This is a genomic window from Shewanella saliphila (assembly GCF_014648295.1).
GTDB classification, from domain to species: domain Bacteria; phylum Pseudomonadota; class Gammaproteobacteria; order Enterobacterales; family Shewanellaceae; genus Shewanella; species Shewanella saliphila.
This window is the reverse complement of record NZ_BMQV01000014.1, coordinates 68,193-85,560: the sequence shown is the minus strand read 5'-3', so window position 1 is coordinate 85,560 and position 17,368 is coordinate 68,193. Positions and strand designations below refer to the sequence as shown.

17 protein-coding genes are annotated in these 17,368 nt (G+C 43.8%); 15 read left to right on the top strand and 2 right to left on the bottom strand.

Annotation, left to right across the window (positions count from 1 at the left end; translation table 11 throughout):
• The first annotated feature begins 153 nt into the window (after nt 1-153).
• The 3 genes from IEY48_RS08955 (at nt 154) to IEY48_RS08945 (ending at nt 4,120) form a co-directional block, all read left to right on the top strand.
• Nucleotides 154-750: a YhgN family NAAT transporter gene (locus tag IEY48_RS08955; RefSeq protein WP_188919426.1), complete on the top strand. Its 597-nt coding sequence runs from the start codon at nt 154-156 to the stop codon at nt 748-750.
• A gap of 188 nt (nt 751-938) precedes the next feature.
• Entirely contained in the window at nt 939-1,253 is a 315-nt protein-coding gene (locus IEY48_RS08950; protein ID WP_188919424.1) for a hypothetical protein, read from the top strand.
• On the top strand, nt 1,253-4,120 hold the full coding sequence (locus IEY48_RS08945; RefSeq protein ID WP_188919422.1) for an immune inhibitor A domain-containing protein: 2,868 nt from the start codon (nt 1,253-1,255) through the stop codon (nt 4,118-4,120). Before IEY48_RS08950 ends, IEY48_RS08945 begins: the two co-directional genes overlap by 1 nt.
• 72 nt (nt 4,121-4,192) lie before the next feature.
• On the opposite strand, the gene IEY48_RS08940 is transcribed toward IEY48_RS08945, so the two are convergent.
• Nucleotides 4,193-4,759: a chorismate--pyruvate lyase family protein gene (locus tag IEY48_RS08940; RefSeq protein WP_188919420.1), complete on the bottom strand. Its 567-nt coding sequence runs from the start codon at nt 4,757-4,759 to the stop codon at nt 4,193-4,195.
• A gap of 126 nt (nt 4,760-4,885) precedes the next feature.
• Here IEY48_RS08940 and IEY48_RS08935 point away from each other — a divergent pair, with 126 nt between their 5' ends.
• Complete coding sequence (locus IEY48_RS08935; protein ID WP_188919418.1) at nt 4,886-5,284, top strand: flagellar basal body-associated protein FliL; 399 nt, start codon at nt 4,886-4,888, stop codon at nt 5,282-5,284.
• Entirely contained in the window at nt 5,284-6,345 is a 1,062-nt protein-coding gene (gene rlmF, locus IEY48_RS08930; protein WP_188919416.1) for a 23S rRNA (adenine(1618)-N(6))-methyltransferase RlmF, read from the top strand. Before IEY48_RS08935 ends, rlmF begins: the two co-directional genes overlap by 1 nt.
• 9 nt (nt 6,346-6,354) lie before the next feature.
• On the opposite strand, the gene IEY48_RS08925 is transcribed toward rlmF, so the two are convergent.
• Nucleotides 6,355-7,215: a formate dehydrogenase accessory sulfurtransferase FdhD gene (locus IEY48_RS08925; RefSeq protein WP_188919414.1), complete on the bottom strand. Its 861-nt coding sequence runs from the start codon at nt 7,213-7,215 to the stop codon at nt 6,355-6,357.
• Nucleotides 7,216-7,551: 336 nt separating this feature from the next.
• Here IEY48_RS08925 and IEY48_RS08920 point away from each other — a divergent pair, with 336 nt between their 5' ends.
• The 10 genes from IEY48_RS08920 (at nt 7,552) to IEY48_RS08875 (ending at nt 17,345) form a co-directional block, all read left to right on the top strand.
• The gene (locus tag IEY48_RS08920; RefSeq protein WP_188919412.1) at nt 7,552-8,019 is read left to right on the top strand and encodes a DUF3305 domain-containing protein; all 468 of its coding nucleotides are present in this window, start codon (nt 7,552-7,554) and stop codon (nt 8,017-8,019) included.
• Nucleotides 8,016-8,660, top strand: coding sequence for a DUF3306 domain-containing protein (locus IEY48_RS08915; RefSeq protein WP_188919410.1), 645 nt, complete (start codon nt 8,016-8,018; stop codon nt 8,658-8,660). The genes IEY48_RS08920 and IEY48_RS08915 overlap by 4 nt, the downstream gene beginning before the upstream one ends.
• A 140-nt stretch (nt 8,661-8,800) precedes the next feature.
• A complete protein-coding gene (locus tag IEY48_RS08910; RefSeq protein WP_188919408.1) occupies nt 8,801-10,486 on the top strand; it encodes a 4Fe-4S binding protein in 1,686 nt (561 codons plus the stop codon).
• Nucleotides 10,487-10,496: 10 nt separating this feature from the next.
• A complete protein-coding gene (locus tag IEY48_RS08905) occupies nt 10,497-11,162 on the top strand; it encodes a TorD/DmsD family molecular chaperone (RefSeq protein WP_188919406.1) in 666 nt (221 codons plus the stop codon).
• Nucleotides 11,163-11,212: 50 nt separating this feature from the next.
• Nucleotides 11,213-11,410, top strand: a complete 198-nt coding sequence (locus tag IEY48_RS08900; RefSeq protein ID WP_188919404.1) for a formate dehydrogenase — start codon at nt 11,213-11,215, stop codon at nt 11,408-11,410.
• 16 nt (nt 11,411-11,426) lie between these two features.
• Complete coding sequence (locus tag IEY48_RS08895; RefSeq protein WP_188919448.1) at nt 11,427-14,276, top strand: formate dehydrogenase subunit alpha; 2,850 nt, start codon at nt 11,427-11,429, stop codon at nt 14,274-14,276.
• A gap of 27 nt (nt 14,277-14,303) precedes the next feature.
• Nucleotides 14,304-14,900, top strand: coding sequence for a formate dehydrogenase FDH3 subunit beta (gene fdh3B / locus IEY48_RS08890; protein WP_188919402.1), 597 nt, complete (start codon nt 14,304-14,306; stop codon nt 14,898-14,900).
• A gap of 47 nt (nt 14,901-14,947) precedes the next feature.
• Nucleotides 14,948-15,964 (top strand): formate dehydrogenase subunit gamma, encoded by a 1,017-nt coding sequence (locus IEY48_RS08885; protein ID WP_188919400.1) that lies wholly within the window; start codon nt 14,948-14,950, stop codon nt 15,962-15,964.
• A 268-nt stretch (nt 15,965-16,232) separates the two neighbouring features.
• On the top strand, nt 16,233-16,466 hold the full coding sequence (locus IEY48_RS08880; RefSeq protein WP_188919398.1) for a hypothetical protein: 234 nt from the start codon (nt 16,233-16,235) through the stop codon (nt 16,464-16,466).
• An 84-nt stretch (nt 16,467-16,550) separates the two neighbouring features.
• Complete coding sequence (locus tag IEY48_RS08875) at nt 16,551-17,345, top strand: EcsC family protein (protein ID WP_188919396.1); 795 nt, start codon at nt 16,551-16,553, stop codon at nt 17,343-17,345.
• The last annotated feature ends 23 nt before the right edge of the window (nt 17,346-17,368 follow it).

The following is a 17,368-nucleotide window of genomic DNA, read 5'->3' as shown; positions in this document are numbered from 1 at the left end:
CAATGACTCGATAGTCAGCCATAGGCACTGTGAAGGTAGAGGACTGTGCTATTGGAAACAGATTAAACGAATATCTGACTCATTACGTCGATTGTTGTGACAGTTTCGGTATACAATATCGTCATTGTTTTACAAATTAAAAGATAGTTGTCCATGGATATTTTTTCTGCTGCTGTGATGTTATTTCTGATTATGGACCCCCTCGGTAATTTACCTATTTTTGCCTCCATATTACGCCACATCGATCCTAAAAAGCGCCGCAGAGTGTTAATCCGTGAATTATTATTTGCGCTAATTATCATGCTGTCATTCTTGTATGCTGGTGAAGCTATTTTGAATTTTCTTAATTTGCGTTCAGAATCGGTCAGTATTGCCGGCGGGATTATTCTATTTTTAATTGCGATTAAAATGATTTTCCCATCACCAGGGGGTGTAGCAGGCTTAGCTGCGGGTGAAGAGCCGTTTATTGTGCCAATGGCCATTCCGTTAATGGCTGGTCCGTCTATTTTGGCCGCGTTGATTTTATTAGCGCATACCGACAGTAGCCGAATGATGGATTGGACCATTGCTTTAGTGTCTGCATGGGCATTAAGTGCGTTTATTCTAATGTTTTACAAATTATTTACCCGTTTATTAGGCGAAAAAGGCCTAACTGCTGTTGAGCGTTTAATGGGTATGGTGCTGGTGATGATTTCAGTGCAAATGCTGCTCGATGGTATTTCAAATTATATAAACCACACTGCCAGTTAACCCCAATCGGCTCTATTTGCTTTTAAAACCGACTTTAATGAGTCGGTTTTTTGCTTTTCGGCCTTCATAATGATTTTTTTACTACTTTTTAATCGAACGGTCATCAATACATTAAACAATGTCTAAGTTTAATTGTAAGTCTATCGTTGCAGCTGTTAATGTCATGTAATTATGGGTTGGGGTGATATATGAAACATATTTTGATTATGTTGGGACTGCTAAGCTTAAGCTTGCAGGGGTGCCAACATCAAGTGACTGAGGCGCAAGCCAGTAAACAGACCGCAGAAGTGGCCACCAAACCCATCATTAAAGATTGCGGGCCTAGCGCTATGCCGCCGATACGAGATCGCAGCAAGTTAATTGTAAACTTGCGCGCCAAAGGAATAATTACTGACGATATGGATCAGGCACAAATAGATAAAACGGTTGCCGACTATATTGCTAAGCGTCAAAAAGCATTTGAAAAATGCCACAAACCTACACCAAATACAGGTAAGTCGTAATGAGTAAGTTAACTAAATATCAAGGGTTTGCTGTTTCTAGCTTGTTGCTTGCATGCAGCAGTATGGTCGCGGTAGCCGCGCCGCAAACGGGCACGCCAACCGATGGCGCTATCATCAATGAACAGCAAGTATTGTATTGGTTAATTAAACGCGGTGAATTAGCGGCAGATGCCAGTGATGCAGAAAAACAAGCAGCTGTAGAAGCATTTGTGAGCCGCGGCCGTGATGCCACGTATAAACCCGCAGCCATTGAAGTCAAAGCTGAGCAAGCGCGTCTTAATCAGTTATCACAGTCAAGTAGTAGCAGTAAAACGGCTCAATATGTGGCCTCAAATAACACCGTTCAGGCTGACCAAGATATAACTAAAACGGTTAAAGTGTTGGCCGTGCTGGTGGACTTTCCTGATTTACCTTACGATGCTAACCAGCTTGAATCTGGCGATACTGCAATGTATTACAGCAGTTACCCCGCATCACATTATCAGCAATTGTTGTTCTCAGAGACTGGTTTTACTGGACCCAATAATGAAACGTTACAGTCGGTATATCAATATTTTCAGGCCGTATCGGGCGAGAGTTTCTTTTTTACCGGTGACGTAAAAGGTTGGGTTACAGCAGACAATAACGCGGCATATTATGGTGCCAATAATGCTGACGAAGATGATCAAGCCGTGCCTGAATTAGTTAAAGAGGCGGTTGTTAAAGCGGTTGCCGATATGACCGATGCCGAATTAGCAACGTATGATGTAGAAGACCCATACGACTTAGATGGCGACGGCAATTACGATGAAGCCGACGGCATCATTGACCATGTGATGCTATTTCACTCAAGTATTGGTGAAGAAGCGGGTGGCGGTGTATTGGCCGATGATGCTATTTGGTCACATCGCTATTATGTAGATACCAGCACTACAGGTTATACCATACCTGGGCGGGGTGGCCTTAAAGTATTTGGTTATACCGTGCAGCCTATCGACTCTGCTGCCGGTGTTTGTACCCATGAGTTTGGCCATGATTTAGGTTTACCTGATGAATATGATCTCACTTACAGTGGTGATGGTTCACCCGTAGGTGCTTGGTCGTTAATGTCTGACGGCAGTTGGACCGGTAGTATTGCCGGGGCTCAGCCAAGTGGTTTTAGCCCATATGCGAGATCGTATCTTCAACAAAAATATAAAGGTAAATGGGTTAACGAGCAAAATATTGCCCTAGCCGATTTAACCAGTAGTGGTACTGCAGTGCAGTTAAATCATGCGGTTAATGCCGATGCCGTAAACCAGCTATCGATAGCCTTACCTGCTGAAGATATTGCCTTTACCGCTCCTTTCAGTGGCGAGTACCAGTATTATTCTGGCCAAGGCAACATGGTTAGTAATGCGATGTCATTTGATGTTACCTTGCCGCTAGATACGCCATTAGCACTGACATTTAAAGCGCATTGGAATATCGAGGTTGATTATGATTATGTGCAAGTGATGGTCGACAGTGTGGCTATAGCAGGTAACTACACCACCACAAATAATGCTATTTTCCCTAGTGTAAAAAACTACATTACTGGCCAATCAAGTGATATCAGCACAGCAACAGGGACTGAATCCTGGGTTGATCTTAGCTTTGACCTTAGTGCTTATGCTGGTCGCACCGTTCAAATCAGCATGGTGTATAAAACCGATGAAGCCGTTGGCGACTATGGTATGGCGATTGATGACATTCAACTGACCAATCAAGGTAGCGCATTTTATGTCGATGGCGCAGAGTCTAGTGGTGTTGCAACCTTATCAGGTTTTAGCCGCATTGATGATAATCGTCCTGGTAAAGCAAGACGTTATATTGTCCAGCTTCGCAGTCATCAAGGTGTCGATGGTGGATTGTTTTATGAAAAATACGAACCGGGTGTATTGCTATGGTTAGAGAACTTTAACCAAGTTGATAATAATGTTTCAGAACACCCTGGTGAAGGTTTAATCGGGGTGATTGACGCCGATCAAAACCTTATTGGAACCCGCAGTACCGACGTGCAAATTCGTGACGCGACCTTTAGCTTGTATGCTCAAAGTAGTTACTCTGGCGATACATCTTTAGGTGCTGAGTCATTATTTGATGACAGCCGAGATTACAGTGCGCCACTTAAGCCACAAGCAGGCATGATATTACCTGAGTTAGGGTTAACCATGCAGGTAACAGAGCAAGCATCCGATAGCAGCACGGCAACCGTTGAATTTGCCTTAGCTGACAGCAGTGTTTTACCTGACGTGACGCTGACTGCAGAGATTAGCGCACAAGTAAACGGTGCAGATGTGAGTTTTAGTGCTGAGGTTAGTGGTGGCAGTGATTACACCTATGCTTGGTCTTTTGGTGATAATGCCACTAGCACAGATACCGCTCCCACTTATACTTATGCACAATCAGGTGATTATGCCGTGAGCGTGGTAGTGAAAGACAGTGCGGGTAATACGGTTACCGACACAGAGAACGTACGAGTGGTCATATTACCTGTTGCTGCGTTTACGTTAACTCAAACGGATGCTAGTGTTAGTATGACAAACCGTTCAACCGAAGGCTTTGGCGGGCTCACTTACCTTTGGAATTTTGGTGATGGCAGTGCCTCAAGCACAGTACAAAACCCGAGCTACACTTACACCCAGAGTGGCACTTATGCGGTGACATTAGTCGCAACAGACTCATTAGGCAATGAGTCAACGGTTAGTCAAAATGTGACTATTACGCTTGCTACTACGCCTACCACCACAACACCAACAGAGGCCACATCTACTGACAGTAGCAGTGGTGGCGGTAGTTTGGGTTGGTTAAGTATGGTGCTACTTGCACTTGCTGGTGGGTATCGTAAGCGGACTCAAACCGTTTAACGATTAGATTATCGACACAACCCATAAAAAGCCCATTACTTAACCTAATGGGCTTTTTTATTGCGGTGCGGTTTAATGCTGATTGATGTACTCAACTGCTGCGGGCAAAAAAATCTCGCTAACGATCAGTTGTGAATCGAGTAAATTAAAATAGCGTCTTCGCCCCCATAAACTCGATGTCACATGCTGGTCAAGGCTTGTGGCTAATGCAGCAAGTCTGCCACAGGTTTCGAACTGGGCCACTTCGATATCACCAGGGGTAATATCTGGGCTGGTAAATAATACCTCTCCAAGCGGGCGGGTACCTAAACCTTCAAAATGATGGCTCTGAGTGTGTAAAATATTTTGCGGGATTAATGTGCGGGCAAACACCCAAGGTGTGCCATCAAGGAATAATAGTACTTCACGGATCCAAACCGGTTCATTGTGGCTTGGAAACTCATGTTCAAGAGGTGAGAGCAAGTGCTCCCCAAGGACTTTGACTTCAAAATGGCGACAATGGGTTTTAAGGCGTTGGGTTAAACTGCCTGGCGCTAATAACCAGTCTTTAAGTTGGTTATCGGGTAAGGAATCGATTTTTTGTGGCGAAAACCAATGAATTGATTCACCATATGGAAAGCTAACACTGGTCACGTTCATCTAAAACTCGTTACAATATACCTCAACGGCAATAGTCTATCATGTCGTGAATCACCAAACACGCCTCAAGGTGTGTACAACATGGCCGATTTAATTAACGTTACATCTTTAGGAGTGTCTCTTATTATGAAAAAATGGTTTTTTACGTTAGTTATTTGGTGCTGTGTTTCATTAAACGTCAACGCGGCAGGTGAAGGTGTAGAAGATTACGCATATTATGGCTTTGAGCCTGATATCGTGACTAATTATATTTCTAATCGTAAAAAGTTAGGTTTTGTTAAGATCAGTGTTGAGTTGATGGTAAAAGATCCTAATGATCTTGTGAGTTTAGAGCACCACGATCCACTTTTACGTTCGGCCATCGTTGAAATTCTGGGTAACCAGTCTGAAGATAAAGTGAAATCGCTCTCTGGTCGAGAAGAAATTCGCCGTGAATGCTATGAAACCGTTAACCGTTTAATGGAGCAAGAAGTTGGCCGTGCAATCGTGGTTAATTTACTGTTCACCAAATACTTATACGATTAATGACCAATCCTAAATCTCGTGTTGGCCGAGCTAAGCAACCTACTGGTAAACGCTCGTCAACGGCACAGAAAAAAGCGCCACAGAGCAAAACCATAATCAAAACGTTACACCCTCGTAATGCTCACCAGCATGGTTATGATTTTGACAAGTTAGTTAGTGTAATGCCGTCATTAGCGACTTTTGTGCGGCCTAATCCTTATGGAAATCCATCAATCGACTTTGCTGACCCTCAAGCTGTTAAGGCGTTAAATGCGGCGCTGTTATTCAGTGAGTACAAAATCAAAGCATGGGATATTCCGTCAGGATATTTATGCCCGCCAGTGCCTGGACGTGTCGATTATTTGCATTACATTGCGGACTTATTAGCATTAAAAGGTCACATTAAACGTGGAGCAGGAATACGCGCGTTAGATATTGGTACCGGTGCCAATGGCATTTATCCTTTGTTGGGGATTACCACCTATGGTTGGCAATTTGTTGCTTCAGATATTGATCCCGCATCGATTGATAACGTGGCACATATTGCCAAGCAAAACCCTGATATTGCTGCAAACTTACAGCTAAGGTTACAACCCGACCCCCAGGCTATTTTTAGTGGCATTATTACTAAAAACGAACGTTTTGATGTCACCATGTGTAACCCGCCTTTTCATCGTTCTTTAGCCGAAGCCTCCGCAGGCACTTTGCGTAAGGTGACTAATCTCGCTAAAAGCCAACAACAAAAACACGGCAAAACCTCAAGCAATTTATCTGCGGCACAAACTAATCCTAAGTTGAATTTTGGTGGGCAAAAAGCTGAGCTGTGGTGCGATGGCGGCGAGCAACAATTTTTGGCCAATATGATCAACCAAAGTAAAGCGTTTGCCAGTCAAGTATTGTGGTTTACTTCGTTAGTCTCAAAGTCAGATAACCTCAAGCCATGCTATCAGCTGCTTAAGCAATTAAATGCGGTTGAGGTAAAAACCATTGAAATGGCCCAAGGTAATAAAGTGACTCGTATTTTGGCGTGGAGTTTTATCCCCACGCAATTACATCTGCAGTGGGGACAATTACGAGGTTAGCTTGAGGTGTTATGCGTTATTTTTGAGTGCGTCAAACTCTACGGTTTCACTGCCGTGATAAATCAAAAAATGACGCCCTTTGGCGCGTGCTATCAAGGTAATACCTAGCTGCATGGCTAAGTCTAAGCCCATTTGAGTCACACCACTGCGAGACAATAATACCGGTATTCCCATCTTGGCGACTTTAATCACCATTTCTGAAGTGAGTCGGCCTGTAGTATAAAAGATTTTATCGCTGCCTGTTTGCTGCTCTAACCACATGTCACCGGCTAAGGTATCTACTGCGTTATGGCGCCCAACATCTTCAACAAAGGCTAAAATTTTATCGTCTTGGCAGATACCACAGCCATGTACCGCACCTGCATTTTTGTAGGTTTCATTGTAGGCATTAATATTATTAAGTAGCGCATAAATTGTTGATTGTTTTAAGGCTGGTGTTGGCAGCACTATATCGTCTAAACCTTGCAAGAAACCACCATAAACCGTACCTTGACCGCAACCTGATGTAACCGTTTTTTCCGACAACTTTTGTTCAATATCATCAGAGACTTCTTGGGTTATTACCGCGGCAGAGTTCACATCCCAGTCAACAATGACAGACTCTAATAAGCTTAAATCACTAAGAAATCCCTGGTTTTTAAGATAGCCAATGGTTAATGACTCGGGTTTTGCTCCTAGGGTCATTAAGGTCACGATTGGACGCCAGTTTAAGTACACTGTTAGTGGGCGTTCACAGGCGACAAATTTATCGACAATTTCACCTTGATCATCAACGGCTTTTACTGCAAGTGTTAATGGAACTTGAGTCGCTGTTTTTACAAACTTAACGGGCTTTTTAGTTGCAGATTTTGCCGAAGCAGATTGGGTCATAGGTAGCCTCTTGAGGTGTTTTTATTGAGATGTTGGCACAAATAAATGGCTTCATCGTTGGTTTAGCATAGCAATAATTATTCCTTAAAACTGAAAACATCTTACTTAAGCGTGATCTGGCGCAAATCTTCAACAAATCAATACTTTTAACGTGTATTAATGTCCCAGTTAGCATTGCAGTGTGGACATAATGTCCTATTGTTAATGGGTAAATTGGGATCAAGTTCAAAGTTAATTTTGATTTTTAGTTGGCACTATTTTTGCTGTAACTAAGAATAGTAATTCAATTAACCGTGGCTCGTTCAGCACGTAATTAACTCAGAGGTCAGCATCAATATGCAACATACCGACAAGATATGGCCGATGTATGTGTCACTCAGAAAAGTGCAAGTGCAAACCGGACGCTGGTCATCAGTGCGCTGGGAGCTTGAGCACATGGTGCCAGCAACGCAACCTAAACCAGACAATGCGGTGTTAATTCCGCTTGAGTTATACAAAGATCAACGCGGCAGTTACCGCATTAATCTCGATATGGAAAATCCAACGTTATTTATCGTGTGTGATGAGCTAAGCGATGGCACCTGGGTCCCAGCGATGATTTCGGCTGACCAACACGTGAGTGCCGGTTGTCTAGAGTCAGACACGCCAGTCTTAAACGTTGCCATGCCAGGCGCCGTTGCCTGTTGGATTGAAGCCTTTATCACCCGCCATGGCGAAGTGGAAATCAGCGCCCATCGTCGTAAGCATGTTAATCGTCGTAAAAATGAAGGCCCGAGTGCAGATCATTTAGGAAACATGCGATGAGTAGCTCTGATGGATTATTAAGCCGTTGGGAGTTACGTCGCCAACGAGTGGCTGAAGAAGCTGAACAGCTTGAGCAAGAAGCCGCTCATGTTGATGAAACTGTTGATGTTGTCGCCCTAGATGATGCAAGTCACACAAACGATGTTGATGAGGCATTAACTGAAAGCAACGTCGAAGACGAGCCATTGCCCGATCCAAATACCATTGAAGTGGGTGGCAGCTTTGCCCGTTTTATGGCTAAAAATGTCGACCCAACCGCGAAGGCTGCAGCATTACGTGCCTTATGGAAACAACCACAATATGGGCATATTGATGGATTACTAGAATACGCACTGGATTACTCCAATCAGCCAGTGTTATCTGCTGATGTATCAGCTGAGTTAGCCAATAAAGTATTTCGTTATGTTGTTGAAAAAACTGATGATGCTGAAGATGAAAAGCTAGCAGAAGTTGAAAACAACATTGAAACCCCGCTTGAAGCTGAAATGGCTGAAACGGTAAATAACACAGATGTTATCGATAGCGATGAATCGTTAAGTTTATCTCAACAATCGACAGAGCCGCTTATGGTCAGTCATGCACAAGTTCAGGATGATGACCAGCTTGTGCCAGCTTTTGCCAGTGATGAGGCTAAAGGCTAACAGACCTCTGCATACCTATATGATATTGATAAAGTAATGGGTGTGCTGTCAGTCGTTTGAATGAGCTTAGTTAAACAAGCGTTAATAACAGTAATGAGCCACTGTTATTAACCCAGAATAAAACCGATATTAGGAACGCAATGAGCATAATTAAAAACCAGCCTATGCTGAAACAAGCTCGGCAGCAGGTGATGGCGAATACGCAGATCCTACAAAATCTGATCCCGCCAACAGTCAGCTATACTACTCAAGGTAATGTATTAGTCATTGGCCCAGAAGATCTTGCCCGTTTAGCAGCGGACAAATTGTCCACTATGAACAATTGTGTCATTTTGGCGAATGAAGCGATTACCAGCCAGGATGAAGCTCACCTTGAAGCGGTAATGAATGCCGCAACTGATATTGAAAGCTACTATAATAAATTAATCAGCATTAAAGGCTTTTTAGGCCAGTTTCAAGTTAAGGTTGAAGGTGACAATGGCGTAAGCGATTTAAGTGTGGTGGCAATTCGTCAAGCCCACTTTGATATCGTGCTCGACTTAAGCCACAGTCCAAGCATTAACTTAGAAATGTTACCTCCCGGCTATTTTTACGTTGGCCAAGACCAAGCGCTACTTGCTGACGCACTTGAACAAATCCCTGATTTAGTCGGGGAGTTTGATAAGCCAAGATACGTCAAAGTCAATCATGACATTTGCGCTCATAACAAACATGGTTTAAATGGTTGTAATCGTTGTTTAAATTTTTGCCCTGCAGATGCAATTAGCAGCGTGGCACAAAAAATTGAAATCGACCCATACCTTTGCCATGGCGCAGGCAGTTGCAGCAACGCATGTCCAACTGGGGCATTAAGTTACGACTTACCGTCACCAAAATCATTACATTCTTACCTTGAAAAGCTCGTTAGTCGTTACCGTTTACAAGCGCAAACAGCACCCGTGGTGTTATTTCATGATAATGAAGCCGGTGCGCAGTTTATTACAGATGAGTTAAGTGGTGATGTGTTACCCATCGCAATGGAAGAGATTACCGTAGCCAGTATTGACCATTGGATGACCACGTTAGCGTATGGCGCGCGTGAAATCCTTATTCTTAATACAGATTTGACCGCACCAACGTTAACCCAAATGTTAAACGGTGAATTAGCACTAGCAAATCGCATTTTAGATGAAATGGGCCAGCCACAGCGTATACGCTTAATTAGCCCAGATGAGCTTGCTGATTTATACCCATCATTGGCAATCAGTTTAGCGTGGCCTGTCATTATGCCAATGACAGTAAACCAAGCTGATGCTGGGCCTGCTAGCAATGCCAAGCGCAGTTTGTTGTTTCAAGCGATTGATCATCTAAACAGTCAAGCTGCAGCCGTTGATAATGTGCTATCTATTGCCAATATTCCTTACGGCGTTGTGAGCATTAACAGCGACAAATGTACCTTGTGCATGTCATGTGTTGCGACTTGCCCAACCCAAGCGCTAAAAGATGGCGGTGATACACCAGCACTTAAGTTTACTGAGCAAGATTGTGTGCAATGTGGTTTATGTGAAGCTGCTTGTCCTGAAAAAGTCATTAGCTTAGTGGCACAAATTAACTTTAATCCACAACAGCGCCAACAAGTTCAAATACTAAAACAAGAACCACCATTTGAATGTATACGATGCGGTAGCGAATTTGCCACCCAATCAATGGTGCACAAAATGATAGAAATGGTCGGCGCACACAGTGCATTTAGCGCCAATATAGAACGTTTGAAAATGTGTGGCGACTGCCGAGTAAAAGACATGTTTGAAGACATCCTTGACGATCCAGAAAAGCAATTGCGATAAGAGATCTGCTATGACAGAAACAGTGAGAGAAATAAGCGAGAACGACCAATTAAGAGCTGATATTTATCAGTTGTTGGCAGCGTTAATGCGTCGCCAACCGAGTGCCGAATTATTGCAGTTTTTAGCTGATTTAGACATAGAAGTCGAAGAAGGCAACGCCATGAGCGATGCTTGGGTTGCATTGAAGCAAGCAGCACAAAAAAGTGATACTGATACCCTAGAAGATGAATATTTTGCCATCTTCTTAGGGGTCGGCAGCGGTGAAATAATGCCTTACGGCAGTTGGTTTATGACAGGTTCATTAATGGACAAACCCCTAGCCGCATTACGCAGTGACTTAATACAATTAGGATTTGAACGCGAAGAAAACGTCAAAGAACCTGAAGATCATGTTGCCGCACTATGCGAAGTGATGGGTTGCCTCATTTTAGAGGCTCCAGGTTATCGCCAATTAGCGTTTTATCAACGCCATATTGGTAGCTGGATTATTCGCTTTTGCGACAATTTAGCTAAAACACCTAGTGCTAAGTTTTACGTTGCGGTTGCGCAACTTGCTAACGCCTTTTTTACGGCCGAAGCTAACGAATTTGAACAGTTAAGTTTAAATATTCCGGTGAATTGTCCAGGTAGTGCTGACTTAGAACCAGTAGAAGAACAAGCTGTGCAAATTAACTAAACCGGATGATGGCCTAACCGGCCACATCTTTTTATCAATAAGGAGACATTATGAAGAAGCAAGCTTCCGACATGGGTCGTCGTCAAATGCTAAAAGCATTAGCGCTCGGCAGTGCGGCAGGTGCTGTTGCAAGTGTGAGTGCCCCAGCACTTGCTCAAGTGACTAAACCTTCTACCGAAGAGCCTAAGGGCAATAACTATCGCGAAACAGAGCATATTCGTAATTACTATGCTTCGTTAAGCAAATAACAAAGGAGAGTGTGTGATGCGATTAACCCGCAAATCAGACACAGTCGAGACTAAAACAACGTCCGGCTTAGGTCTTAACCGACGTCAATTCCTCAAGTCTGCCAGCTTGGCGACAGGTGGTATTGCCGCAGCGTCAATGCTTGGTGCAGGTATGATGCGTAAAGCAGAGGCAAAAGACGTGCCTCATAACGCACCTACAGAAGTGAAAAGAACCATTTGTTCTCACTGTTCTGTTGGTTGTGGTATTTATGCTGAAGTACAAAATGGGGTATGGACAGGGCAAGAGCCTGCGTTCGACCATCCATTTAACCAAGGTGGACACTGTGCAAAAGGTGCTGCATTACGTGAGCATGGCCACGGTGAAAAACGCTTAAAATACCCAATGAAGTTAGAAGGCGGTAAATGGAAGCGTCTATCATGGGAGCAAGCCATCAATGAAGTAGGCGACAAAATGGAGTCGATTCGTCAAGAATCTGGTCCTGATTCAGTTTACTTTATGGGTAGTGCAAAATTTTCAAACGAACAAGCTTATATGTATCGCAAATTAGCGGCAATGTGGGGCACTAACAATGTCGATCACTCTGCACGTATTTGTCACTCTACCACGGTAGCCGGTGTTGCAAACACTTGGGGCTACGGTGCGCAAACTAACTCGTTTAACGACATCCGCAACTCAAAATGCATGATGTTTATTGGTTCTAACCCATGTGAAGCTCACCCAGTGGCGATGCAACACATTTTAATTGGTAAAGAACGCGGCGCTAAAATCATTGTGGTTGACCCACGTTTTACCCGTACAGCAGCTAAATCTGATGAATATGTTCATATTCGTCCAGGTACTGACATTCCATTTATTTATGGTCTGTTATGGCATATTTTCGAAAACGGCTGGCAAGATGAATCATTCATTTCTCAACGTGTATATGGCATGGAACGTATCAAAGAAGAAGTGAAAAAATACACCCCAGAAGAAGTCGAAAACATTGCCGGTGTACCTAAAGCGCAAATGTATCGCGTAGCCAAAATGATGGCTGAAACTAAGCCTGGCACTATCGTGTGGTGTATGGGTGGTACTCAGCATCACATTGGTAACGCTAACACTCGTGCTTACTGTATTTTACAGTTAGCCCTTGGCAACATGGGTATTGAAGGCGGCGGAACAAACATTTTCCGTGGTCACGATAACGTGCAGGGTGCAACAGACTTTGGTTTGTTATTTGATAACTTACCAGGTTACTACGGCTTAACGTCTGGTGCATGGGACCATTGGTCAAATGTATGGGATCTCGAACCAAGCTGGGTTAAAGATCGTTTTGACCAAGGTGAATACCTAGGTCAATCACCACAAACATCTGCAGGTATTCCTTGTTCACGCTGGCACGATGGTGTGTTAGAAGACAAAGCCAAGATTGCCCAAAAAGACAACATTCGTTTGGGATTCTTCTGGGGTCAGTCTGTTAACACCGAAACTCGTGGCCGTGAAGTGCGTGAAGCGCTTAACAAGATGGACACGATTGTGGTAGTCGATCCATTCCCAACCATGGCGGGTGTTATGCACGAACGCCAAGATGGCGTGTATTTACTGCCAGCAGCAACTCAATTTGAAACCTATGGTTCAGTATCTGCATCTAACCGTTCACTTCAGTGGCGCTCACAAGTGATTGAGCCACTATTTGAGTCGTTACCTGACCACGTTATTATGTATAAGTTGGCCAAAAAATGGGGCGTTGCAGATCAATTCTGTAAGCACATTAAAGTCAATGGTGACGAGCCATTAGTGGAAGATATCACCCGTGAATTTAACACAGGTATGTGGACTATTGGTTACACTGGCCAAAGCCCAGAACGTTTGAAAATGCACCAAGAAAACTGGGGCACCTTCGACGTTGAATCACTAGAAGCACCTGGCGGCCCAGCTAAAGGCGAAACCTATGGTTTACCTTGGCCATGTTGGGGCACACCAGAACAGAAACACCCAGGCTCACAAATTCTGTATCGCACAGGTCGTGAAGTTAAAGATGGTGGCGGTAACTTCCGTGCACGTTATGGTGTTGAGCACGAAGGTAATAACATTCTTGCAGAAGGTTCTTTCTCGAAAGGATCTGAAATTCAAGACGGTTATCCAGAGTTTACTGCCGACATGCTTAAACAGCTTGGCTGGTGGGACGACCTAACGGCTGAAGAGAAAGTCAAAGCAGAAGGTAAAAACTGGAAAACAGATATCTCTGGTGGTATTCAGCGTGTGGCAATTAAGCATGGTTGTATGCCTTACGGTAACGCTAAAGCGCGTTGTATCGTATGGAACTTCCCTGATGACATTCCATTACACCGCGAACCGCTATACACGCCTCGTCGTGACTTAGTGGCTAAGTACCCCACTTATGAAGACCGTATGGTAGCGCGCCTACCTACACTTTATAAGTCAATTCAAGACAAGGATTTTGCTACCGACTTCCCACTTGCTGTCACAACTGGTCGTTTGGTTGAGTATGAAGGTGGTGGTGAAGAAACCCGTTGTAACCCATGGCTTGCTGAACTGCAGCAAGAAATGTTTATCGAGATCAACCCAGCAGATGCAGCTGATCGCGGTTTACGTGATGGCGATGACGTGTTTGTTCACAGTCCAGAAGGGGCAAAAATTACCGTTAAGGCAATGGTGACACCACGTGTTATTGCTGGCGAATGTTTTATGCCGTACCACTTTGCGGGTGTATTTGAAGGCAAGAGCCTAGAGAAAAACTACCCAGAAGGCACAGTACCTTACATTATTGGTGAATCAGCCAACACGGTAATGACCTACGGCTATGATGTTGTGACTCAGATGCAAGAGACTAAGTCTAGCTTGTGTCAGATCAGCAAAGCCTAACAACACTTGATGAGGAGATAAGCCATTATGGCAGTCATGAAATTTCTGTGTGACACCAAACGCTGCATCGAGTGTAACGGTTGCGTCACAGCTTGTAAAAACGAAAACGACTCTGCTTTAGAGTGGGGTATTCAGCGTCGCCGCGTGGTGACAATCAACGATGGTGAACCAGGAGAAGCATCAATATCAGTTGCTTGTATGCATTGTACCGACGCGCCTTGTATGGCCGTATGTCCTGCAGACTGTTTCTACCGTACCGAAGACGGCATTGTGTTACACAACAAAGATACTTGTATCGGTTGTGGATACTGTTTCTATGCTTGTCCGTTTGGTGCACCGCAGTTCCCTAAAAAGACTGCATTTGGTAGCCGCGGTAAAATGGATAAATGTACATTCTGTGCGGGTGGCCCTGAAGAAGATCATTCTGATGCAGAGCGCCAAAAATACGGTGCAAACCGTATTGCAGAAGGTAAATTACCAATGTGTGCCGAGTTGTGTTCAACCAAAGCGTTACTTGCGGGCGATGCAGGCATTGTGTCTGACATTTACCGTCAACGTATGGCAACACGCGGTAATCCAAATGTGATTTGGGGCTACAATCCTAAAACAGGTGAAATGATCTAACCAGAGCATAGGCTGCGATTAAGTTCGCAGCCATTTAAGGAGTGACAATGTTAACTTTAACGTTAAACAAATCACTGCGCAGGATGTTTGCTCTGTTGGTTCTGTGTATGGGATTGGGGTTGGTCACATCGCCGGTGTATGCCGCTGATGAGCAATCTAGCCAGCAACAAGCAAAGTCTAAATCCAGCGATGCAGATCTCTGGCGCGCAGTTAAAGCCGGCGAACCGGGATACAGTACAGATAAAGGCTTAGAAGCCGATGTGCTTATCAATGTCGCAGGTAATGAAGGAAAGGCCCTGCGAAATACCTACCTAAAACCTGCAATCGGCTTAGCTGTGATAGGGGTTTTTGGTGCCTTTTTAGTGTTTTACTTAGTGAATGGTCCATCTAAACTGAGTAAAGGCTTTTCAGGCAAAATGGTACTTCGTTGGAGTAAAAGCGATCTGTGGTTACATTGGATTATGGCGATATCTTGCCTAACTCTGATGGTAACGGGTATCGTTATTATGCTCGGGCGGCATTTTCTTGCACCTTACGTGGGTGAAGGAATATGGGCCGGTATCATCGCATTTAGTAAGTTTACTCACGACTGGTCGGGGCCTATTTTCATGGTCTCTTGGTTGTTGTGTATTATTAAATGGATGCCACTACAAACCTTTAAAATGTACGATTTGAAATGGTTTTTAGTGGTGGGTGGCTACATTAACTTTGGTCCGTTTAAAGGCAAACACCCAGACAGTGGATTTGCCAACGCGGGTGAAAAAATGTGGTTTTGGACCTTAGCTATTTTTGGTCTAAGTATCAGTGCTACAGGGGTCATGTTAGTGTTCCCTACACTTGATTTACCAAGAGAGTTGTCGTTGCTTGCCTTGTTGATACATGGCGTCAGCGCTGCAATCTTAATTGCGTTTACGATTGTACATATTTGGATGGCAACCGTACTCAGTGAAGGTGGTATGGAGTGTATGGTATCTGGCTATTGTGACGAAAACTGGGCTTCGCAGCACCACAATGTGTGGTACGACGAAATCAAAGCTGATGGCACGTTAAAATACAAAGAGTAACCCTATAAAGTAAGTGTTAACACACTTGTTTATGGTAGAGATAAAACACCTTGTTAGGTAACTGACAAGGTGTTTTTTATTGGCATTTTTTTGTTTTGGCTGATTGTTGTATGGTGCGTGATAAATATGATCCGAATATTGTCATGACCAAAGGCTATCCTCATAACTAGAGAAAGAGGGTATGCTATTAAATATCCTGAAAATGGTCTGATTAGCCCACCTAAGCGACAGTTTGTTGCTAAAACATCTATGATTAAAAGAGGCAGTAATGGCAACCCCCAAAAATGATAAAACACCCGTTGATGAAAATGTTGATGATAGTGTTGCTTATGGTATGTCACAACGAGGCCGCCAGATTGATGATCCTTTAGAGGCGATTAAGGCTATGCGTTTAGGGCAATTGTCTGTTTGCCGCCTCAAAACCGAGCAAGAAATGCAAGCGATGGTAAGTAAAGCAACAAGTACCAAAACTGTTAGTCATAACGTGAAAACAGATGACTAGATTTGGAACTGACTTTGTTGTATCAATAACTGAAGGTCTTCAGCTTTTGTTACCACCCCGTTGCCATACCAATAAGGGGACTCGTTGAATATTTCAGAATCGCATTACAAAGAACTTGTTATTGCCAAATCGCTATTAGAAAACCCTGGATTAGCAGTAAAAATAAGCCACTTTATTGGTACGCCAATTGAAAAGGGGTTGGCGTTACTGCCTGCTAACTGGAATAAAAATATCGCCAAAGTCACTGAAAAATCGTTAATGAAAGCCTCTGAAGCCGCTATCTTTACCATGAAAGATATTCCCGGTGAAGCGTCATCTAATCGCTGGCACAAATTAGGTGCTGCGGTGAGTGGTGGTGTGGGTGGCTTTTTTGGTTTAACAGCTATTGCTGTTGAACTGCCGGTTTCTACAACGATTATGTTGCGATCTATTGCGGATATTGCCCGCAGTGAAGGCGAATTAATTACCTCCCTCGACACAAAAATGGCCTGTTTAGAAGTGTTTGCTTTAGGAGGCACGAGTGATTTAGATGATAGCAGTGAATCAGGATATTTTGCGGTGAGAGCTGCGTTAGCAAAGTCGGTGTCGGAGGCGGCTGAATTTATGCTAACAAAAGGGATAACCGACGAAGCAGCACCGCTTTTGGTGAAACTCATCAGCAATATTGCTGAAAAATTTGGCGTGCAAGTCACCCAAAAAGCCGCGGCTCAAGCGTTACCGGCTATTGGCGCTGCTGGTGGTGCAATTATCAATACTGTGTTTATTGATCACTTTCAAGACATGGCCAGAGGCCATTTTATTGTCCGAAAGTTAGAGCGACTATATGGCTATGATACAGTCAGAACAGCTTACAACTTGTTGCCTAACAACACGCATTAACCGCCATTGAATCTCGCTTTAGC

Coding starts and splice junctions, on each gene's coding strand:
- IEY48_RS08955 (WP_188919426.1), top strand. CDS start 154: ATGGATATTTTTTCTGCTGCTGTGATGTTATTTCTGATTATGGACCCC.
- IEY48_RS08950 (WP_188919424.1), top strand. CDS start 939: ATGAAACATATTTTGATTATGTTGGGACTGCTAAGCTTAAGCTTGCAG.
- IEY48_RS08945 (WP_188919422.1), top strand. CDS start 1,253: ATGAGTAAGTTAACTAAATATCAAGGGTTTGCTGTTTCTAGCTTGTTG.
- IEY48_RS08940 (WP_188919420.1), bottom strand. CDS start 4,759: ATGAACGTGACCAGTGTTAGCTTTCCATATGGTGAATCAATTCATTGG.
- IEY48_RS08935 (WP_188919418.1), top strand. CDS start 4,886: ATGAAAAAATGGTTTTTTACGTTAGTTATTTGGTGCTGTGTTTCATTA.
- rlmF (WP_188919416.1), top strand. CDS start 5,284: ATGACCAATCCTAAATCTCGTGTTGGCCGAGCTAAGCAACCTACTGGT.
- IEY48_RS08925 (WP_188919414.1), bottom strand. CDS start 7,215: ATGACCCAATCTGCTTCGGCAAAATCTGCAACTAAAAAGCCCGTTAAG.
- IEY48_RS08920 (WP_188919412.1), top strand. CDS start 7,552: ATGCAACATACCGACAAGATATGGCCGATGTATGTGTCACTCAGAAAA.
- IEY48_RS08915 (WP_188919410.1), top strand. CDS start 8,016: ATGAGTAGCTCTGATGGATTATTAAGCCGTTGGGAGTTACGTCGCCAA.
- IEY48_RS08910 (WP_188919408.1), top strand. CDS start 8,801: ATGAGCATAATTAAAAACCAGCCTATGCTGAAACAAGCTCGGCAGCAG.
- IEY48_RS08905 (WP_188919406.1), top strand. CDS start 10,497: ATGACAGAAACAGTGAGAGAAATAAGCGAGAACGACCAATTAAGAGCT.
- IEY48_RS08900 (WP_188919404.1), top strand. CDS start 11,213: ATGAAGAAGCAAGCTTCCGACATGGGTCGTCGTCAAATGCTAAAAGCA.
- IEY48_RS08895 (WP_188919448.1), top strand. CDS start 11,427: ATGCGATTAACCCGCAAATCAGACACAGTCGAGACTAAAACAACGTCC.
- fdh3B (WP_188919402.1), top strand. CDS start 14,304: ATGGCAGTCATGAAATTTCTGTGTGACACCAAACGCTGCATCGAGTGT.
- IEY48_RS08885 (WP_188919400.1), top strand. CDS start 14,948: ATGTTAACTTTAACGTTAAACAAATCACTGCGCAGGATGTTTGCTCTG.
- IEY48_RS08880 (WP_188919398.1), top strand. CDS start 16,233: ATGGCAACCCCCAAAAATGATAAAACACCCGTTGATGAAAATGTTGAT.